The 15,791-nt window shown below is 72.0% G+C and carries 7 protein-coding genes; all 7 read right to left on the bottom strand.

From position 1 onward, the window contains the following. Positions 1 to 2: 2 nt before the first annotated feature. From ACIA6A_RS22795 to ACIA6A_RS22765, 7 genes are read right to left on the bottom strand one after another with little or no spacing between them, the layout of a single operon-like run. Positions 3 to 3,320: a right-handed parallel beta-helix repeat-containing protein gene (locus ACIA6A_RS22795; protein WP_396099814.1), complete on the bottom strand. Its 3,318-nt coding sequence runs from the start codon at positions 3,318 to 3,320 to the stop codon at positions 3 to 5. Then, positions 3,317 to 6,241: a hypothetical protein gene (locus ACIA6A_RS22790; RefSeq protein WP_396099813.1), complete on the bottom strand. Its 2,925-nt coding sequence runs from the start codon at positions 6,239 to 6,241 to the stop codon at positions 3,317 to 3,319. The genes ACIA6A_RS22795 and ACIA6A_RS22790 overlap by 4 nt, the downstream gene beginning before the upstream one ends. Positions 6,242 to 6,248: 7 nt before the next feature. Further along, positions 6,249 to 7,613 (bottom strand): type VII secretion protein EccB, encoded by a 1,365-nt coding sequence (eccB, locus tag ACIA6A_RS22785; RefSeq protein ID WP_396099812.1) that lies wholly within the window; start codon positions 7,611 to 7,613, stop codon positions 6,249 to 6,251. A 6-nt stretch (positions 7,614 to 7,619) separates the two neighbouring features. Continuing rightward, positions 7,620 to 9,029: a type VII secretion integral membrane protein EccD gene (eccD, locus tag ACIA6A_RS22780; RefSeq protein ID WP_396099811.1), complete on the bottom strand. Its 1,410-nt coding sequence runs from the start codon at positions 9,027 to 9,029 to the stop codon at positions 7,620 to 7,622. Positions 9,030 to 9,057: 28 nt separating this feature from the next. Continuing rightward, positions 9,058 to 13,008 carry a type VII secretion protein EccCa gene (gene eccCa / locus ACIA6A_RS22775; protein WP_396099810.1) on the bottom strand — a complete coding sequence of 1,317 codons (3,951 nt, stop codon included), beginning with the start codon at positions 13,006 to 13,008 and terminating at the stop codon, positions 9,058 to 9,060. Further along, positions 13,005 to 13,370, bottom strand: a complete 366-nt coding sequence (locus ACIA6A_RS22770; protein ID WP_396099809.1) for a hypothetical protein — start codon at positions 13,368 to 13,370, stop codon at positions 13,005 to 13,007. The genes eccCa and ACIA6A_RS22770 overlap by 4 nt, the downstream gene beginning before the upstream one ends. A 9-nt stretch (positions 13,371 to 13,379) precedes the next feature. Further along, positions 13,380 to 15,512, bottom strand: coding sequence for a hypothetical protein (locus ACIA6A_RS22765; protein WP_396099808.1), 2,133 nt, complete (start codon positions 15,510 to 15,512; stop codon positions 13,380 to 13,382). Positions 15,513 to 15,791: the final 279 nt, after the last annotated feature.

The raw sequence follows: 15,791 nt of genomic DNA, 5'->3' as shown, positions 1-15,791 counted from the left end.
GTTCAGCCGACGGCCGCGAGGCCACCGGTCTGACGGGTGGCCGCGGCGCCCGCGGTGGTCCGGCCGGCGAGGCCGTTCAGGTCGGCGAGGGCCAGGGTCCGCGACGCGGCGGTACGCGTGAGTCCCCACGAGAACAGGTGCGCGGCCCGCACCGTCCGGTCCGGGAGCCCGGCGGCCAGGTCGACCAGGGCGGCCCGGACGTCGTCGGGCACCTCGTGACCCCGCCGGACCAGGTGCCGCACCACGATGTCGGCCAGTTCCGGGGTGGTGTACCCGGGCATTGCCCACTCCTGTCCGAAGACCTCGGACAGCGCCGGGACCGCGGTGCGCAGCTCGCGCAGCGCCTGCTCCTCGGCGATCAGCACGACGACCGGGTCGCTGGGCGAGGAGCGCATCCGGGCGACCAGCTGCTCGATGATCTCGGGCCCGGTGCCGGTGCCGTCGTCGGTGTAGTCGATCATGCAGACGCCACCCTCGGCGTCGTCCAGCACAGCGCTGACCAGACTGCCGGCCTGCCCGTTCCACTGCGGCGCCAGTTCCTCCCGGATCGACGCGCGCACCAGATGCCCGACCGGGACCAGGCCCAATTCTGACAGCCCCGCGGCGTAGTGCTTGGCGAACTCGCTGCGACCACTGCCGGAGGGGCCGGTGACGATGATGTTCGCGTGTTTCCCGTACGCCCGCCGGCGGTTGCGCAGCTCGCACAGCCGCAGCAGGGTCGAGCCCACCGCGTCGCGGACCGGCGTCGCGCCCACCAGGCCGCAGACCCGGTGCCAGCTGCGGGTGGCGTTGATCGCCCCGGCCGGGTTGCTCGCCGCGTCGGGCTGGTCGGTGCGCTCGGCCGGCAGGTCCTCGAGCAGGTCCAGCTCGGGCGCGAGGTCCAGCGCGGTGAGCCGGTTGAGCTCGCTGTCCTTCGAGGGCGGGGTGGTGGCGAGCCGGGACGCCTGGTTGTTGATCATCGCTTCGAACAGCTTGCGGGCCACCCGGCCGTTGCCGAACGTCGAGTTCTTCGGAACGCGTTCGAAGTACGTGGTCAGCGCGCCGACCGCGTCGTCGGTCAGCTCGTAGTAGTGCTTGTGGCACAGGTTCGAGGTGATCGTGACCAGCTCGTCGACCGAGTAGTTCGGGAACTCGACGGTGCGCGTGAAGCGGGAGGCGAGACCGGGGTTGGACTCGAGGAACTTCTCCATCAGCTCCGAGTAGCCGGCCACGATGACCACCAGCTCGTCGCGGTGGTCCTCCATCATCTTCATCAGCGCGTCGATGGCCTCCTGGCCGAAGTCCGGGCCGGAGCCGCCGGAGCCCGCCGACAGCGTGTACGCCTCGTCGATGAACAGCACGCCGCCCATCGCCTTGGTGATCAGCTCGGTCGTCTTGATCGCCGTCGAGCCGATGTACTGCCCGACCAGGTCGGCCCGGGCCGCTTCCACCATGTGGCCCTTGGAGAGGATGCCCAGCTCCTTGAGGACCGTGCCGTACAACCGGGCGACCGTGGTCTTACCGGTGCCGGGTGGGCCGGCGAAGACGAGGTGCCGGCTCATCGGCGGCATCGGCAGGCCCATCTGCAACCGGACCTGCGACATCTTGATCAGGTTGATCAGCGCGGTGACCTCGTGCTTCACGCCACGCAGGCCGATCAGGCCGTTCAGTTCGCGCAACGGGCCGCTCAGCTCGTCGCTGGGCTCGGGCTCGCGGTCCTGCTCGTCGGCCGGCTCGTCGTAGGAATCCTGGTAGGGCGGCGGGCTGACCGGCTGCGCGGCGGTCGGCTCCCGGCTGATCAGGCCCTCGACGACCGGCTGGGCGCCGTTGCCCTTGCGGATGTCCTCGCCACCGCTGCCCTGCACCACGCAGCGGCTGATGGTGACAGCCTCGGTGGTGTCCACGTCGAAACCGGCGGCACCGCTGCCGAGCACCTCGCAGTCGGTGAACGTGCCCCGTGCACCCGGGGCCAGCGCGACACCGCTGCGGCGGGCCCGGCGTACCCGGGTGTCGGTGGCGGTGACCGACCCGCCCGCCGCGATCGACAGTCCGTCACCGGGCGCCTCGACGATCTCGCTGTCGCGCAGCCGCAACTCGCCGTCGCCGATCCGCAACCCGGCACCACGCAGGAGCGCGGACTGCAACAGCAGGGACGAGCCGCCGCCGAGGGTCACCGCCCCGGCCGCCGTACCGATGAACCGGGCTTCCTTGATCGTGCCGTGGGCGGCCCCGCTGAGCTCGAGTGCCACGGCGTCGCCCGCCTCGAAGGACAGGTCCGTGCCGTCCAGCGCCGCGCCGTCCCTGACCACGACCCCGGCGCCGGAGCCGATCGACGCGCGCAACCGCTGCATGACGATCCGGCCCGACCCGCACACCACAGCCACGTGGTCCTTGGTGCCGCGGACCGTGAGACCCTCGAAGCGAGGGGCGCTCTCGCTGTCCACGTTGATGCCGATCGGCGAGTCGGCGAACGTGCAGTCGGTGAACGTCGGCCGGGACTTACCGGTCACGTGCGCGGCGGTGTGCCCGGCGGACCCGAACGTGCAGCGCTCGAGCCGGGGCGCCGCGCCGTCGGCGATGTGCGCGGCCTGCAGCGCCGCGCCGGTGAACGTGGAGTCGCTGATCACGACGTCGATGCCGCCGCGCAGGAACAGGTCGACGTTGCCGCTGTCGCGGACGGTGAGCCGCTGGATCCGTGCCCAACCGCGCTGCTCGACCACGACCGCGGGTTTACCGGCCCGGTCGATCTCGCACTGCTCGACGGTCAGCTTCGCGTCGCCGTTCACACAGAGGCTGTTGGCGCCGGTGCCCCGGATCACGCATCGGCGCAGGGTCAGCACACCCTGCTCGCCGACCACGATGCCCGAGGTGGCCACGTCGGTGAGCGTCGTGTCCTCGATGGTGCTGGACCGCGCGGACATCACCACGATGCCGGCGCCGGCCGAGTTGCGTACCTCGCACCCGCGCAACGCCAGCGAACCCTGCAGCCGGGACAGCAGGGTGACCCACGCCGCGCCGGAGACCGAGCAGTTGTCCAGCGCCACCTCGCCCGAGTAGACGTCCACCGCGGCCAGCTTGGTGTCGTCGCTGGCCAGGGTGATGCCGCGCAGCTGGGCGCCCTCACCCTGCACGACGAGGACACTGCCCTCCTCCACGTGCACCTCGACCGGACCGCCCTCGACCGCGCTGATCGTGATGCGGTTGCCGACCACGAGGCGCTCCGGGTACCGCCCCGGATGCACCGAGATCGTCGCACCGGCCTCCGCCCGGGCCAGGGCCGCGCCGATCGTCGGGTAGGCGCCGGCCTTACCGCCGCCCACCACCAGAACCTGCCGGGTCATCGGCTGCCCACCTCCTCGCGGACCGGGGATCCGCCGGCCGGCGGTCCGGACCTCGCCGGGGCCGGCCCGGTCAGGCCCGGCAGCGTACCGAAACGGCCCACCGAACCGGCACCGATGCGCCGCTTGGGCTCGGCCGTGGACCACCGCTCGACACTGCGACGCAGCGACGTCGCCGCCAGTTCGTCGAGCGACACCCGGTCCGGGTCCACCCGGCCGTCGGAGCCGATCTCGTTCGCACCGATCTCCCGCATCAGGACAGCGCCGCGCTCGTCGCCGGTCGGCTGACGCAGCTCCAGGATCTTGAAGTGGGTGCCGGGCAGGAACAGCACCCGGTCCTCGATCCGGTCGTCGCCCTCGGGCTCCAGCACGCCGGTCCGGCGGGCGGTCATCGACCACACCAGCACGTCGGTGTCGCCGTCCTGGCCGGTGCACGGACCGGTGAGAGCGTTGACGAACGCCCAGTCGGTGACGATCCGGCGGTCACGGTACGCGTCCCACTCCGCCGCCGTCGGCGACGTGCGGTAGACCGTGGTGCCCCGGAACGACGGCAGCCGGGACAGGCCCGACACGGTGCACCGGGCGAACGGCACGTGCGGGCCGTTCGCGCCGGTCCGCAGCCCGTCGTCGATCCCCGCACCCCGCTGCGACAGATAGAGCCGCACCGCGACCGAATCGGCGAGTACGGAATCCGGGCTGACCGCGCCGGTGGCCTGCAGACCCGGGTGCTCACTCATGATCCGGGAGACCGAACTGGCCATGACGTCGAAATCGCGGCTCAGTGTGCGGCGCAGCCACGCGCGCTCCTCGTCCAGCGAACGCTTCGGCAGCAGCGCGGAGGCCGACGGCGCCGGGATCGGCTGCATCCGGGCATCCCCGGCGACTTCCCGCACGACCGCCGGCTCGGGGACGGCCGCCCGTGGTGCCTCCGGCCGGGACAGCGCCGAGGGGACCGCAGCCGGCCGGACCGCGGCCGGCGGCGACTGCGGGTCGAGCACGTGGAGCCGCTCGACTCCGAACTCCTCCAGACCCGACGGCTGTACCGGCGGCGGCGGGGCGACCGCCACCTCGACCGGCTCAGCGACCCCGGGCGACGGCCGAACGGGCTCGACCGGGCCGCCGACCACCTCCACCGGAGCCGTGACGGGCTCAACGGGCTCGACCGTGGGCTCGTGCTGCACCGGAGCCTGGACCGACAGCTCGGCCGGCGGCTCGACGGCGGCCGGCTCGGGGAGCTGCGACTGCGGGGCCGGCTCGTCGGTGACGACGCCCGGAGCCGGGACGGGGACGGGCATCGATGCCATGGCCGACACCGGCGCCGCGGGCGGAACCGGACGCGGGGACGAGGCCGGTGGTGCAGCCGGGACCGGGGCCGGGGCCGGGGCGGAGGCCGTTGGACGGACCTGGGTGACCTCCGGGGCCGTGTCCACATAGGCTTGGATCATCTGCCGGCTGAACTTCTGGGTGGCACCCTCGCCGTACGCTTCGAGCTGCGGCTTCTCGGCGACCGGTTCGATCATCACCGCCTCCACCGACGGTGCGGCCATGATCGTGGCGGCCGGCTGGGGCGGTGCGGGCACCTCCACCCTGGCTCGGGCGACGACCGGGGCGCCGGTTTCCTCGATCACCCGCAACTGGGCCTCGGCACGCCCGGCCGGACGCTGACCCGGGACGAGGACGGACGCCGGGAACAGTGCGGTGTCCTGGCCGACGCTCGGGTCGACCCGGGCGGCGAGGTCCTCGGCGAGCTCGCGCATCCGGGCGGTCCGCTCGTCCATGGTGTCGTCGAAGATGAGCGTGCTGCCCTCGGGGTCGAGCTGGGTCGCCCGGACCCGTTCCGCGTTCGCCGGCTCGTCGACGGCCCGGACCCAGAGGCCGGCCTGGACGACCTCGACCACCGCGTCCGGGGCGTACCAGTAGATCCGCGGGGAGATCTCCTCGGTCCAGCGCAGCGGTCCGCGGTGGCTGAGCACCGCGGGGCGCCGGGCCTTGGAGTTGGGGTGGGCCCGGGGCGCGTAGCCGAGCTCGAGCGCGAACGGGGGCCAGCCGAGCACGCCGTCAGCGCGTACGGTGCGGATCTCGAATTTGCCCGGCGCGCCCACCGGCACGCCGGTGTAGCAGATCACCTGGGTGCCGAGCAGGTCGGCGAGGGCCTGGCCGAAGGCCTCCCCCTCGGGCAGCCGGACGTCGCCGTACTGCACGAAGCGGGTCCGCAGCCGGCTGTCCGGGTCGAGGTCGCGCCAGAAACGGACCACGTCGTCGAGCGACAGCGGCGGCGTACCGGGGCAGCCCAGCAGCACCGTCATGACCTCGGGCTGGCACGGCACGTCGGCGATCAGCCGCTGCCGGTGCTCGTCGACCGTCGCCGCCTCCCGCACGTCGTGGATCCAGACGCCACCGGGCAGCGGTTCGATCTCCCCCGTGGAGCTCGAGGCCCGCTTGTCGGTGGCGGCCTTGTCCCACAGCGGTGTGGGGTAACGCTTCGCGTCCCAGGTCGGCGGCTTGCCGGGGCGGAACCGCACCCAGCCACTGCCCGGGGAGGAGTGCACGAACAACCCGCCGGCCGAGCCGCGGACCAGGTCGCCGTCGGGCGCGATGACCGTACGGTTCAACCGCTCCGACAGCCACTGCCCGGCCATCGCCGCCGCGTTGTGGTGCCGGCCGCACGCCACGAGCCGGATGCCCCGGCGGCGGCGGGGCAGCACCCCGGCCATCGATTCCCAGGAGCCGATCGGCATCCCGTCGCCCAGGTCGAGCACGACCACGTCGTTCTCGGTGTCCTCGACGACCGACAGGGCCAGCGACTGTGCCTCGGCGCTGATCTGGTCCTCGGCGTGCAGGACGAGGGCGTTGCCCACGGTGTGCTGCACGACCCCGCCGGGATCGCCCTTGCCGCCACGCAGCAGGCCTCGGATGGATGCCATACGTTCTCTACCCCCTCGGCAGGCCGGTGACGGCCTGTCGGCTCAGTACGGGCCCCTGTGGCAGCAGCGCCAGCAGGTCTTTCGGGAACGGGACGGGCGTGACCGTGTTCAGTTTCAGCGCCGTGGTCGCCTCGGTGTTCGCCAGCGGGTAGACGGTGCCGTCCTCGGCGATCAAGGACACCTGTGGCGCGATGGTCTTCGATTCGACGGGCGCGGCCACCACGGCCATACCGGACGACGGCGGTACGTACACAGAGGTGGTGCCGTCGGCGTAGACCCCGGAGGCGTACACCGGGGCGTACCCGGCCACGCTGACGACATCGGTGTTGTTGTATGCCTGCTGCCGCATGCACATGGCGCGTCCGGCGGTCTCCTCGAGCTTCAGCGACGCGAGGTCGGGCAGCCGGTCCAGCAGGGTACGGTCGGCGGAGCGACGGGCGCCGACGATCGCGGCCGGGTCGACGTCGACGGGCGCGGCGTCGTCGGCGGCGTCGGCGATGAGGAATTCCGTCCGGCTCATCGGGGCGAGCCCGTCGCGGCGCAGGACGAACAGCTGGTCGACGCCGGAGTCGGTGCGCTGCCGGATGAGGGTGCCCACCGGGTGGGAGACCCCGCCCACCGCGGGCCCGGCCTGGCCTGCCCCGTCGATCCGGGCCGGGCCCAGGTCGGGGCCGTCGCCCACCCAGCCGAGCCACATGTCCGGGGCGGGTGTCGGCTCGATGCTGCCCGCGCCGAGCGCCACCAGCGCCGCCTCGTCCGCGACCTTGTACTTCAGGTAGTTGGCGAGCACGTACGCGACGCCGCTCTCGTTGCGTACAACGGTGAAGGACTTCTCGGGCAACGGCGTGTACTCGGCTCCGGGGTCGAGGTTGACGCCCAGCCCGGACACCTTGCGGCCGGTCACCACGGAACCGGGCAGGCACGTCAGCCACGGGCCCCGCAGCAGGGCGTCGGCCGGTGGGACCTCCTTCGGCGCGTTCGCCACCCCGAGCGCACCACCGCGCGGAACGCCCTTGAGGGAATTCCGGGAGATCAGCTTGACCTTGGCGCTCGCCCCCAGGATCAGCATCGCCGACGTCATGTCGGGCACCGGGTGAAGCGCCTGCTCGAGGTACACGTACCGGTTGCCGCTCTCCTTCTCCACCAGAATGTTCCCGGCCTGCTTGTAGGCGCTGCTGCCACCCGGGATGAGCCAGCCGTACACCGCGAAGCCGCCGGTCAGCAGCACCACCAGGATGATGCCGATGAGGAATCCGGTCTGTGCCCGGCGCCCGGGGATCTCCGCCCGCGTCGGATCGCCCTCGACCAGGGCAGAGCTGAGCCGGCCCACCATGAACGTGTGGGCGTGGACGTGGTCGCGCTGGGTCTGCACGCGCGCCTACCCGAACAGTCCGCGGGCCCAGACGTACAGGCCGAGGATCTGGGCAAGGATCGGCAGGACGGCCACCCCGGTCACCACATCGAAGAACGTGGCCGAATACTCCCAGAACGGGAGCATCCGGCGCGGGAACGGGCGCAGCGCCGCGGTCACCAGCGGCACCACCAGGGCCGTCAGGCCACCGATCAGCACCCACCGCCAGCCGGGGGTGAGTGTCTCGGACAGCCGCATGATCACCATGAGACAACCGACGCTACCTGCGGAAGTCAGTGCGATCCGCTGCCAGAAACCGAGAAAGGTACGTGCGCGCAGCAGAATTGCACTCGCGACCACCAGCACGTACGTCCAGCCCGCCCACCCGGGTACGCCCATGGTGAAGTGGAAGACGACCGGGAGCACCAGGGCCGACGAGAGCATGGTGACGCTCAGGTAGGTGTCGGCCTCGTTGGTGCGGTCGCGGACCTGGTCCGACGGGGCCGGCTCGATGTCGTACGACATGTCCGCGCCGGTCTTGGGCAACTGCGGGCCGCGCAGCCGGGCGAACTTCACCGCTGCGCGCGGCGCCACCACGATCACCCCGAAGATCACCGCGACGGCCAGGCCCGCGGCCCGCTGCCCGGTCATCTGCGAGGCGGACTGCAGCAGCAGCACACCCACCGTGGCAACAGCTGTCACCCCGGCCACCAGCATAGGAGCGGCTGGAAGGTGCGGCGTGGCGATCCGCTGAGCCAGCAGGAGCACCGCCACCACGGCCACCACGGAGATCGCGAACGCCAGCAGCGCCGGGCCGTTGACCGCGATCCCGTCCGGATCGCCGTCGACCGCGCTGGATGCCGCGACGCCCGCGAACACCGCCGCCCCACCGCCGAACAGCAGCGAGAACGCGCCGTCCTCGAGCTTGCGGGCGAACACCAGCGCGGCCACGAAACAGCACAGGCTCAGCACGCCGGCACCGATGACCTGCGGGAGCACCGGCCCACGGTCGGTCAGCACCGCGGCGATCACACCCATCGCCACGACGGACAGCAGCAGGAACAGCACCCGCCGGTATTCGGGCTGCCACCGGTCGGTGCGCCGGTTGACCACGGTCGCGATGCCCTCGGCGAGGTCGTCGAAGTCGAGCTCCGGCAGGGGGTCCTCGGCTCGGCGCAGGTAGAGCTCCTCACCCTCCAGCCAGTCGAGACTCTCCGGCGTGCCGGACAGCTCGAACGGTTGCTGGCCGAGCCGCTGCAGCACCCAGGCGCCGTCCCCGGCGTCGCCTTCCACCAGCTGCCCCGGCGTGGTGGTGTGGTGCAGCAGGACCGGCAGCAGCGAGGCCACCGCGGAGGTCGAGGGCACCGCCAGATCGATCTTGCGGTCCGGGCCGATGACGGTGATCCGGCACAGTTCGCCATTCAACGCGGCGGTCATCCGTGGTTTCCTCTCTCACGGCCGGGCGTCATGCCACGGATCCGGTCTGCATGAGCTTCACGCCACGGCGCGTGACGAGCTGTGCTCGCCCCGGCGGCAGACGGCGGGGGGCGGCCTCACCGAGGAACTTGCCCTCTTCCTTCGGGTACGAGAAGAGCGTCGCGGGCGTGCCGAGCTCCCACAACCGGCGGATGACCGGGTCCATCATCGCCCGCATCGCGCCGGACGTACTGCGCGCGATGATCAGGTGCAGGCCGATGTAGGACCCCTGGGCCAGCAGGGGCAGCAGCGGGTCCAGCGCCGATCCCATGCCGCCCTTCGTCATCAGGTCGTAGTCGTCGACCACGACGAACAGCTCCGGGCCCTCCCACCAGTCACGCCGGCGCATCCGCTCCGACGAGATCTCCTGACCGGGGACCCGGCGGTTCATCGAGACCGAAGCCTGCCCGGCCAGCTCGTGCAGTTTGTCGCCGGTGAAGCCGAACCCGACCTGGTAGTCCTTCGTGATCGCGGTGTCCAGGTCCCGCCGGGAGTCGCCGAGCACCACCTTGGCCTGCTCCGGGGTGTAGTGCCGGGCGATCGCCCGCAGCACCAGGCGCAGCATGTTCGACTTGCCGGTCTCGTTGTCCCCGAAGACCAGCATGTGCGGCGTGGCCATGAAGTCGTGCCACACCGGGGCGAGCCGCTGCTCGTCCTGGCCGACGCACACCTTGAACTCGGGCTCCGGGGCCGGCAGATGCTCCACCGCGAGCCGGGCCGGCAGCATCCGGACCGCGGGTGCCGGCGGACCGGTCCAGAACGTGTTGATCTCCTCCGTCACCGACTTCGTCGCCTCGGCCAGATCGGACGCGTCCGAGACGCCGTCCATCCGTGGCAGCGCGCCCAGGAAGTGCAGGCCGTCAGGGGTGAGGCCACGGCCGACCTGGTTCGGCACGGTCGCCGCCTTGCGGGACCCGACCTCGGACTCCATCGAGTCACCCAGCCGCAACTCCAGGCGGGTGCCGAGCAGGTCGCGCAGCCAGGTGCGCATCTCCGACCAGCGGGTCGCGGTGACGATCACGTGGATGCCGAACGACAGGCCGCGCGACACCAGCTCCTGGAACCGGGTGTCCAGGTCGGCGAAGTCCTGCTTCATCGTGAAGAAGCCGTCGATGACCAGGAACACGTGACCGAACGGGTCGTCGATCTCGCCGCGCTCGCGGGCCGCCAGGTAGGACTGCATGGAGTCCAGGCCGCGGGCGGCGAACTCGGCCTCCCGCCGCTCCATCACCTGCCCGACCTCCTGGATCGTGCGGACCACCCGGTCGCGTTCCATCCGGGTCGCGATCGAGCCGATGTGCGGCAGCCCGGCGATCGACGACAACCCGCCGCCGCCGAAGTCGAGCCCGTAGAACTGCACCTCGCGCGGGGTGTTCGTGAGCGCCAGCCCGAGGATCAGGCTGCGCAGCAGGGTCGACTTGCCGCTCTGCGGGGCCCCGGCGATACCGACGTGACCGTCCGCGCCGCCGAGGTCGGCGATCAGCAGCTCACGCAGCTGCTCCGCGGGCCGGTCCACGATGCCGACCGGCACCCGCAGGCGGCCCTGCGCCGCCGGGTCGTCGACGGTCATGCCGCGCACCGGATCCGGCACCACGCTCGGCAGCAGCGTGTCCAGGCTGGGCGCCGACGACAGCGGCGGCAGCCACACCTGCCGGGCCGGCGGACCGGACCCGGTGAGCCGGTCCAGGATGACCTCCAGCAGGCTCGGACCGGTCGCCGATTCCGGCGCCACGGTCTCCTCGGGGGTCTCCGTCGGCCGGACCCGTCCCGGGTCGTGCCGCAGGTCGGTCTGCCGGGTGGTGAACGGGACGACGTCGAGTTCGGTCACGTCGGCCGGGGTCTCCCCGCCACCGGCCAGGCTGCGCCCGGTGTACAACCCCGACACGTACGCCGACTTGAAGCGCACCAGGTTCGTGGTGTCCAGCTTCAGGTAGCCGTTGCCGGGTTCGGAGGGCAGCTCGTAGGCCTTGCCGCTACCGATCACCGACCGTGACTCCATCGACGAGAACGTGCGCAGGGCCACCCGGTAGGAGAGGTGACCCTCGACCCGGTTGATCCGGCCCTCGTCGAGACGCTGGGAGGCGAGCAGCAGATGCACGCCGAGACTTCGGCCGAGCCGTCCGATGGAGACGAACAGGTCCATGAACTCGCTCTTGCTGGACAGCAGCTCGCTGAACTCATCCACGATGATCAGCAGCACCGGGAACGGCACCAGCTGCACACCGGCCGCGCGGGCCTTCTCGTAGTCGAACAGTGAGGCGTACCCGGACGCGCGCAGCATCTCCTGGCGCCGGGTCATCTCCCCGTTCAGGGCGTCCTGCATGCGGTCGACCAGCGGCAGCTCGTCGGCCAGGTTCGTGATGACCGCGGACGTGTGCGGCAGCTTCTCCATGCCCAGGAACGTCGCACCGCCCTTGAAGTCGACCAGGACGAGGTTGAGGATCTCCGAGCTGTGCGTCGCGGCGAGCGCGATGACCAGCGTACGCAGCAGCTCGCTCTTGCCCGAGCCGGTCGCACCGATCAGCAGGCCGTGCGGTCCCATGCCACCCTGCGCCGACTCCTTGAGGTCGATCTCGATGACCTCGCCCTCCTCGGTGACCCCGATCGGGACCATGAGCCGGTTGCGCTGCGACTGCCGCGAGCGCCACAGCGCCTGGACGTCGAACGTGCGCGCGTCGCGGATACCGAGCAGCGCGGTCAGCTCGAAGCTGCTCTCCATGGGCTCCTCGACCACGTCGAGCGTGCCGCTGGTCCGCTTGGGCGCGATGATCCGGGCCAGCGCGGCGCACTGGACCGCGTCCAGCCCGTCCCGGACGGCCGAGCCGACGGTGTCACCGGCGGGATACTCCACCGTCTCCCCGTCGATCGTCAGCCGCAGCACCTTGGGCCCACCCGGCATGTCACCGGTCAGGTCCAGCAGCACCACGTTGCGCATGCCGGCGCCGAGCAGCCGCGAGCTGTCCGGCAGGTCGACCAGGTGCGCGACGATGACGAGCAGCGGCTCGGTCGCCGACGGGCGTACGTTGCGGTCGTGGTCACCCCGGTCGGTGATCTCCGGGCCCAGCAGGTCCATGAGGTCGTCGTGCGCGCCGGCGAACATGCGTACCGGCCCGGCGGCGTCGAAGGCGCTGGGGTGGGCGTTGTGCGGCAGCCACTTGATCCAGTCCCAGGGCGCCTGGTGCACCTCCTGGGCCAGCACGGCGACCCGCAGCTCGTCCGGGGCGTGGAACGTCACGAGCTGCGCCACCATCGCCCGCGCCAGGTCGATCGCCGGATCGGCCGAGCCCTCGAACTCGATGCTCGTGAAGCTGCGCAGCCCCACCGAGATCGGGATGCCCGACACCGTCCGGTAGGTCTCCGAGAAGCGCCGCAGCGAGATGGAGGCCAACGGCTCCAGATCCTCGATCGGCTTCGTCGACGGCGGCGAGAACGTCAGCATCGCGTTCTGCCGGCCCAGCCCGATCCGCACCCGGCCGAAGTCGTCGTGACTCGGCCGGCGCTCCCACAGGCGGCTGCTCATGGCGATGGACCACAGCCAGCTCGGTTGCGGGTTGTTCCAGAGCACGAACTGCCGCTGGGCGTCCGCCGCCTTACGGGCCTGTTTGCGCAGCTGGGCGATGTAGCGCAGGAAGTCCCGGCGCTCACCACGCATCTTGCGCTTACGCTCGGCGGCCGCGCGGCCGATCTGCATGACGCCCATGAGCAGCATGCCGGCGGCCATCGCGCCGCCCATGACGTACATGACCGGGGCCCGGCTGTAGAGGCCGAACATCGCCATCATGGCGCCCATGCCGAGGCCCATCGGCACGATCGACGCGAAGGAGCGGAAGTCGAGCGGCGCCTCCTCCGCCATGAGCGGCGGCTCCTGCAGCTCGATCTGCCCCTCGGGTGCCTCGGGGCCGGCCGACCTAGGCGGACGTTTGATGGTGACCGTACTCATCCGACATCCCCTGATCCGGCGCCGCCGCCACCCCAGGCGGAATTGTCCTGTTGAAGCAGCTTGACCGCATATCGATCGTTACGAAACCGCTCGGCGGTCTTCGCCTCGTCCTCGTCGTCGCCGGACTTCTCCCGCGCCTTACGAGCAGCAACCTTCGCCTCGGCCTCCTCGCGCGCACGCTCGACCGCCTCGGCCTCCTTACGCTTGCGGCGCCGCTCCTTCATGAGCTGGTAGCGCTCCTCCAAGGGAAGGTCGCCGCCGCACCGGGGAGGCCGCTCCTCCTCGACTGCGTCCGCGACGACCGGGATCGCGCGACGCCACACCGCCTTCGGCATCTGCGGCTCACCGGCGGAGTCAGGCATCGTTGGTCGTCACCCTTTCGTCACGATCTCGCCCGTCAGCCATCCCGCGTCGTCGACATCGTCCCAACCGGACATATCGTCGTCGTCCACGGTGACCACGGGCACAAAATCAACCCCGGGCGGCACCTCGCCACCCGGCCCGGCAGCATCCCAGGCACCGGTGCCATCCTGCAGAAACGCGGCCGCATCGGGACGCTCGGGGGCCTCCCGATCATCCTCGGTCCCCTGCTGACCCGGAACCGTGCCGGCAAGCCGCGGGTCCCCGGCAACAGTCCCCGCAACGACCGCCTCGCGGCCCACCACGGCAGCACCCGGCTGCGAAGCGACCGGCGGCACCCCAGCCGGCGACAGCCCCGCCGGCGACGGTCCCGCCGAAGGAACCACGACCTGCGGAACGGAGAGCACGATCCCGGGCGCGGCCAATCGCGCCGCGTCGTCCTCGTCGGCGCCCCCACCCCCGGCACCTTCGGCGTCCGGATTGTCCGCTCCAGCAGCAGTGCTGCCCGACGCGGTCCCACTCGGGGCGGTTCCGTTCGGCCCGGTTCCGGTCGGGGCGGTTCCGTTCGGGGCGGTTCCGTTCGGGGCGTTTCCGGTCGGGCCGGTTCCGGTCGGGGCCGCTGGGATGGCGTGGTTCGGGGCCGACGCCCATGCCGCCGCCGCGGCGGCCGCTCCGACGGCACCCACCACAACAGCGGTCTGCGGTGCCGTCAGCGCACCCTCGAGCGTGCCGCCGGGGCCCGCCCCGGAGGCACCCGGCGTCCCCTCCGGCTTCGCCCCACCCGCCTGCACCGGCTCGGGCTCCGCGCCCGCGGGCGGTTCCGACACGACCGGCTCGGTGACGACCGGCTGAGTAGCAACCGGCTCCGTGACGACCGGCTCAGTACCGACCGGCCCGACTACCGGCTCAGCCACGACCGGCCCAGTAGCAACCGGCTCCGTGACAACCGGCTCGGTGACAACCGGCTCGGCGGCGGCCGGCTCAGTGACAACAGGCTCAGGTACCGCGGGCTCGGTGGCGACCGGTGTCTCGGTCACTCCCGGATCCGCCGTCACCGGCCCGGGCACGGCAGACTCGCCGACCGCAGGCTCCACCACGGGCGTCTCTGCCGCGGGTGCCTCCACCGACGGCTCACCCACTGCGGGCTCACCCACCGAGGGCGCACCCACGGCCGGCTCACCCACTGACGGTTCGCCGACGCCGGGCACGGAGACCACCGAGTCGACCGGGACGGCCGGTGGGGGCATGTCGACCACGGTCTGCAGGCCCGCTCCGCCCGCGGCGGCTCCCTCAGGCGCGTACGGATCAGTGTCGGTCCCGGAAGACTGCCAGTCGGCGGTGTCCGCGTCGATCAGGTCGGCCGCACCGATACCCTCTGCGGCGGATGCGGCGCCGGGTGGTGCCGTGCTCCCCGGGCCAGGCATCATCGGCATCCCGCCGGGCATGCTGGGCTGCTGCGCCGGGGTCTGCGGCGGCCCTTCGACCGTGTCGGCCGCCGGCACCTCCGGATCGTCCACCGCACCGACGACGGGTTCGCCCCCGGAGGGCGTGCCGCCGGGCTGCTCCCACTGGGGAACCTCCAGGCCGGCGCCGCCGGCAGCGGTGCCCTGCGGGGCGTTCGGGTCGCCGAGGCTCTCCCCCGACGGCTGCCAGTCGCCCAGTTCGGCGTCGACCAGCCCCTGGGCGTCCGGCGCTTCGACGGCCCCGGCCCCGGCGCCCGGCTGCCCTGCCCCTGGCATACCGCCGGGCATCCCACCCGGCATCCCGGCCCCGGGCCCGGCACCATTGCCGGGCACGTCCTCGCCCGGGGTCTCTGTCCCGGATGCGGGCGGACCGCCCACCTCGGGAACGTTCAGGCCCGCGCCGTCGGCGCCGGGCATGCCACCGGACTCAGGCACACCGCCCACCTCGGGGACGTTGAAGCCCATGCCGCCGGCCCCGGCACCGCCCGGTGAACCGGGCAGTTCAAGGTCCACCCCGGACGGCTGCCAGGGCTCCAGCTCACCGTCGACGAGACCCTGCGCATCCGGAGCCTCCGACGACCCGGGAGTGGACCCGGGACCGCCGCCGGCGCCGCCGGGCATGCCCGGCATCTGGCCCAGCCCGGCACCGCCGGGCAGCGTGCCCGACGGAGTCTCCGGCACATCGACCCCACCGATCACCGGCGGCGACCAGTCAGAAGCATCGCCGTCGACCAAACCACTGGAATCCGGAGCCTCAGGAATCCCACCACCAGCAGCCCCCGGACTACCACCACCAGGCATCCCACCACCAGGCATACCACCCAAACCAGCGCCACCGGGCGCTGTACCACCCGGCGCCTGCGGCACATCAACCCCACCGATCACCGGCGGCGACCAGTCAGAGGCATCGCCGTCGACCAAACCACTGGAATCCGAAGCCTCAGGAATCCCAGCACCCGG

Origin of the sequence: Actinoplanes sp. NPDC051494 (assembly GCF_044454705.1) — a bacterium.
Lineage (GTDB): Bacteria > Actinomycetota > Actinomycetes > Mycobacteriales > Micromonosporaceae > Actinoplanes.
Note: the sequence above shows the minus strand (reverse complement) of the source record. Positions and strands in the feature narration are given on the sequence as shown.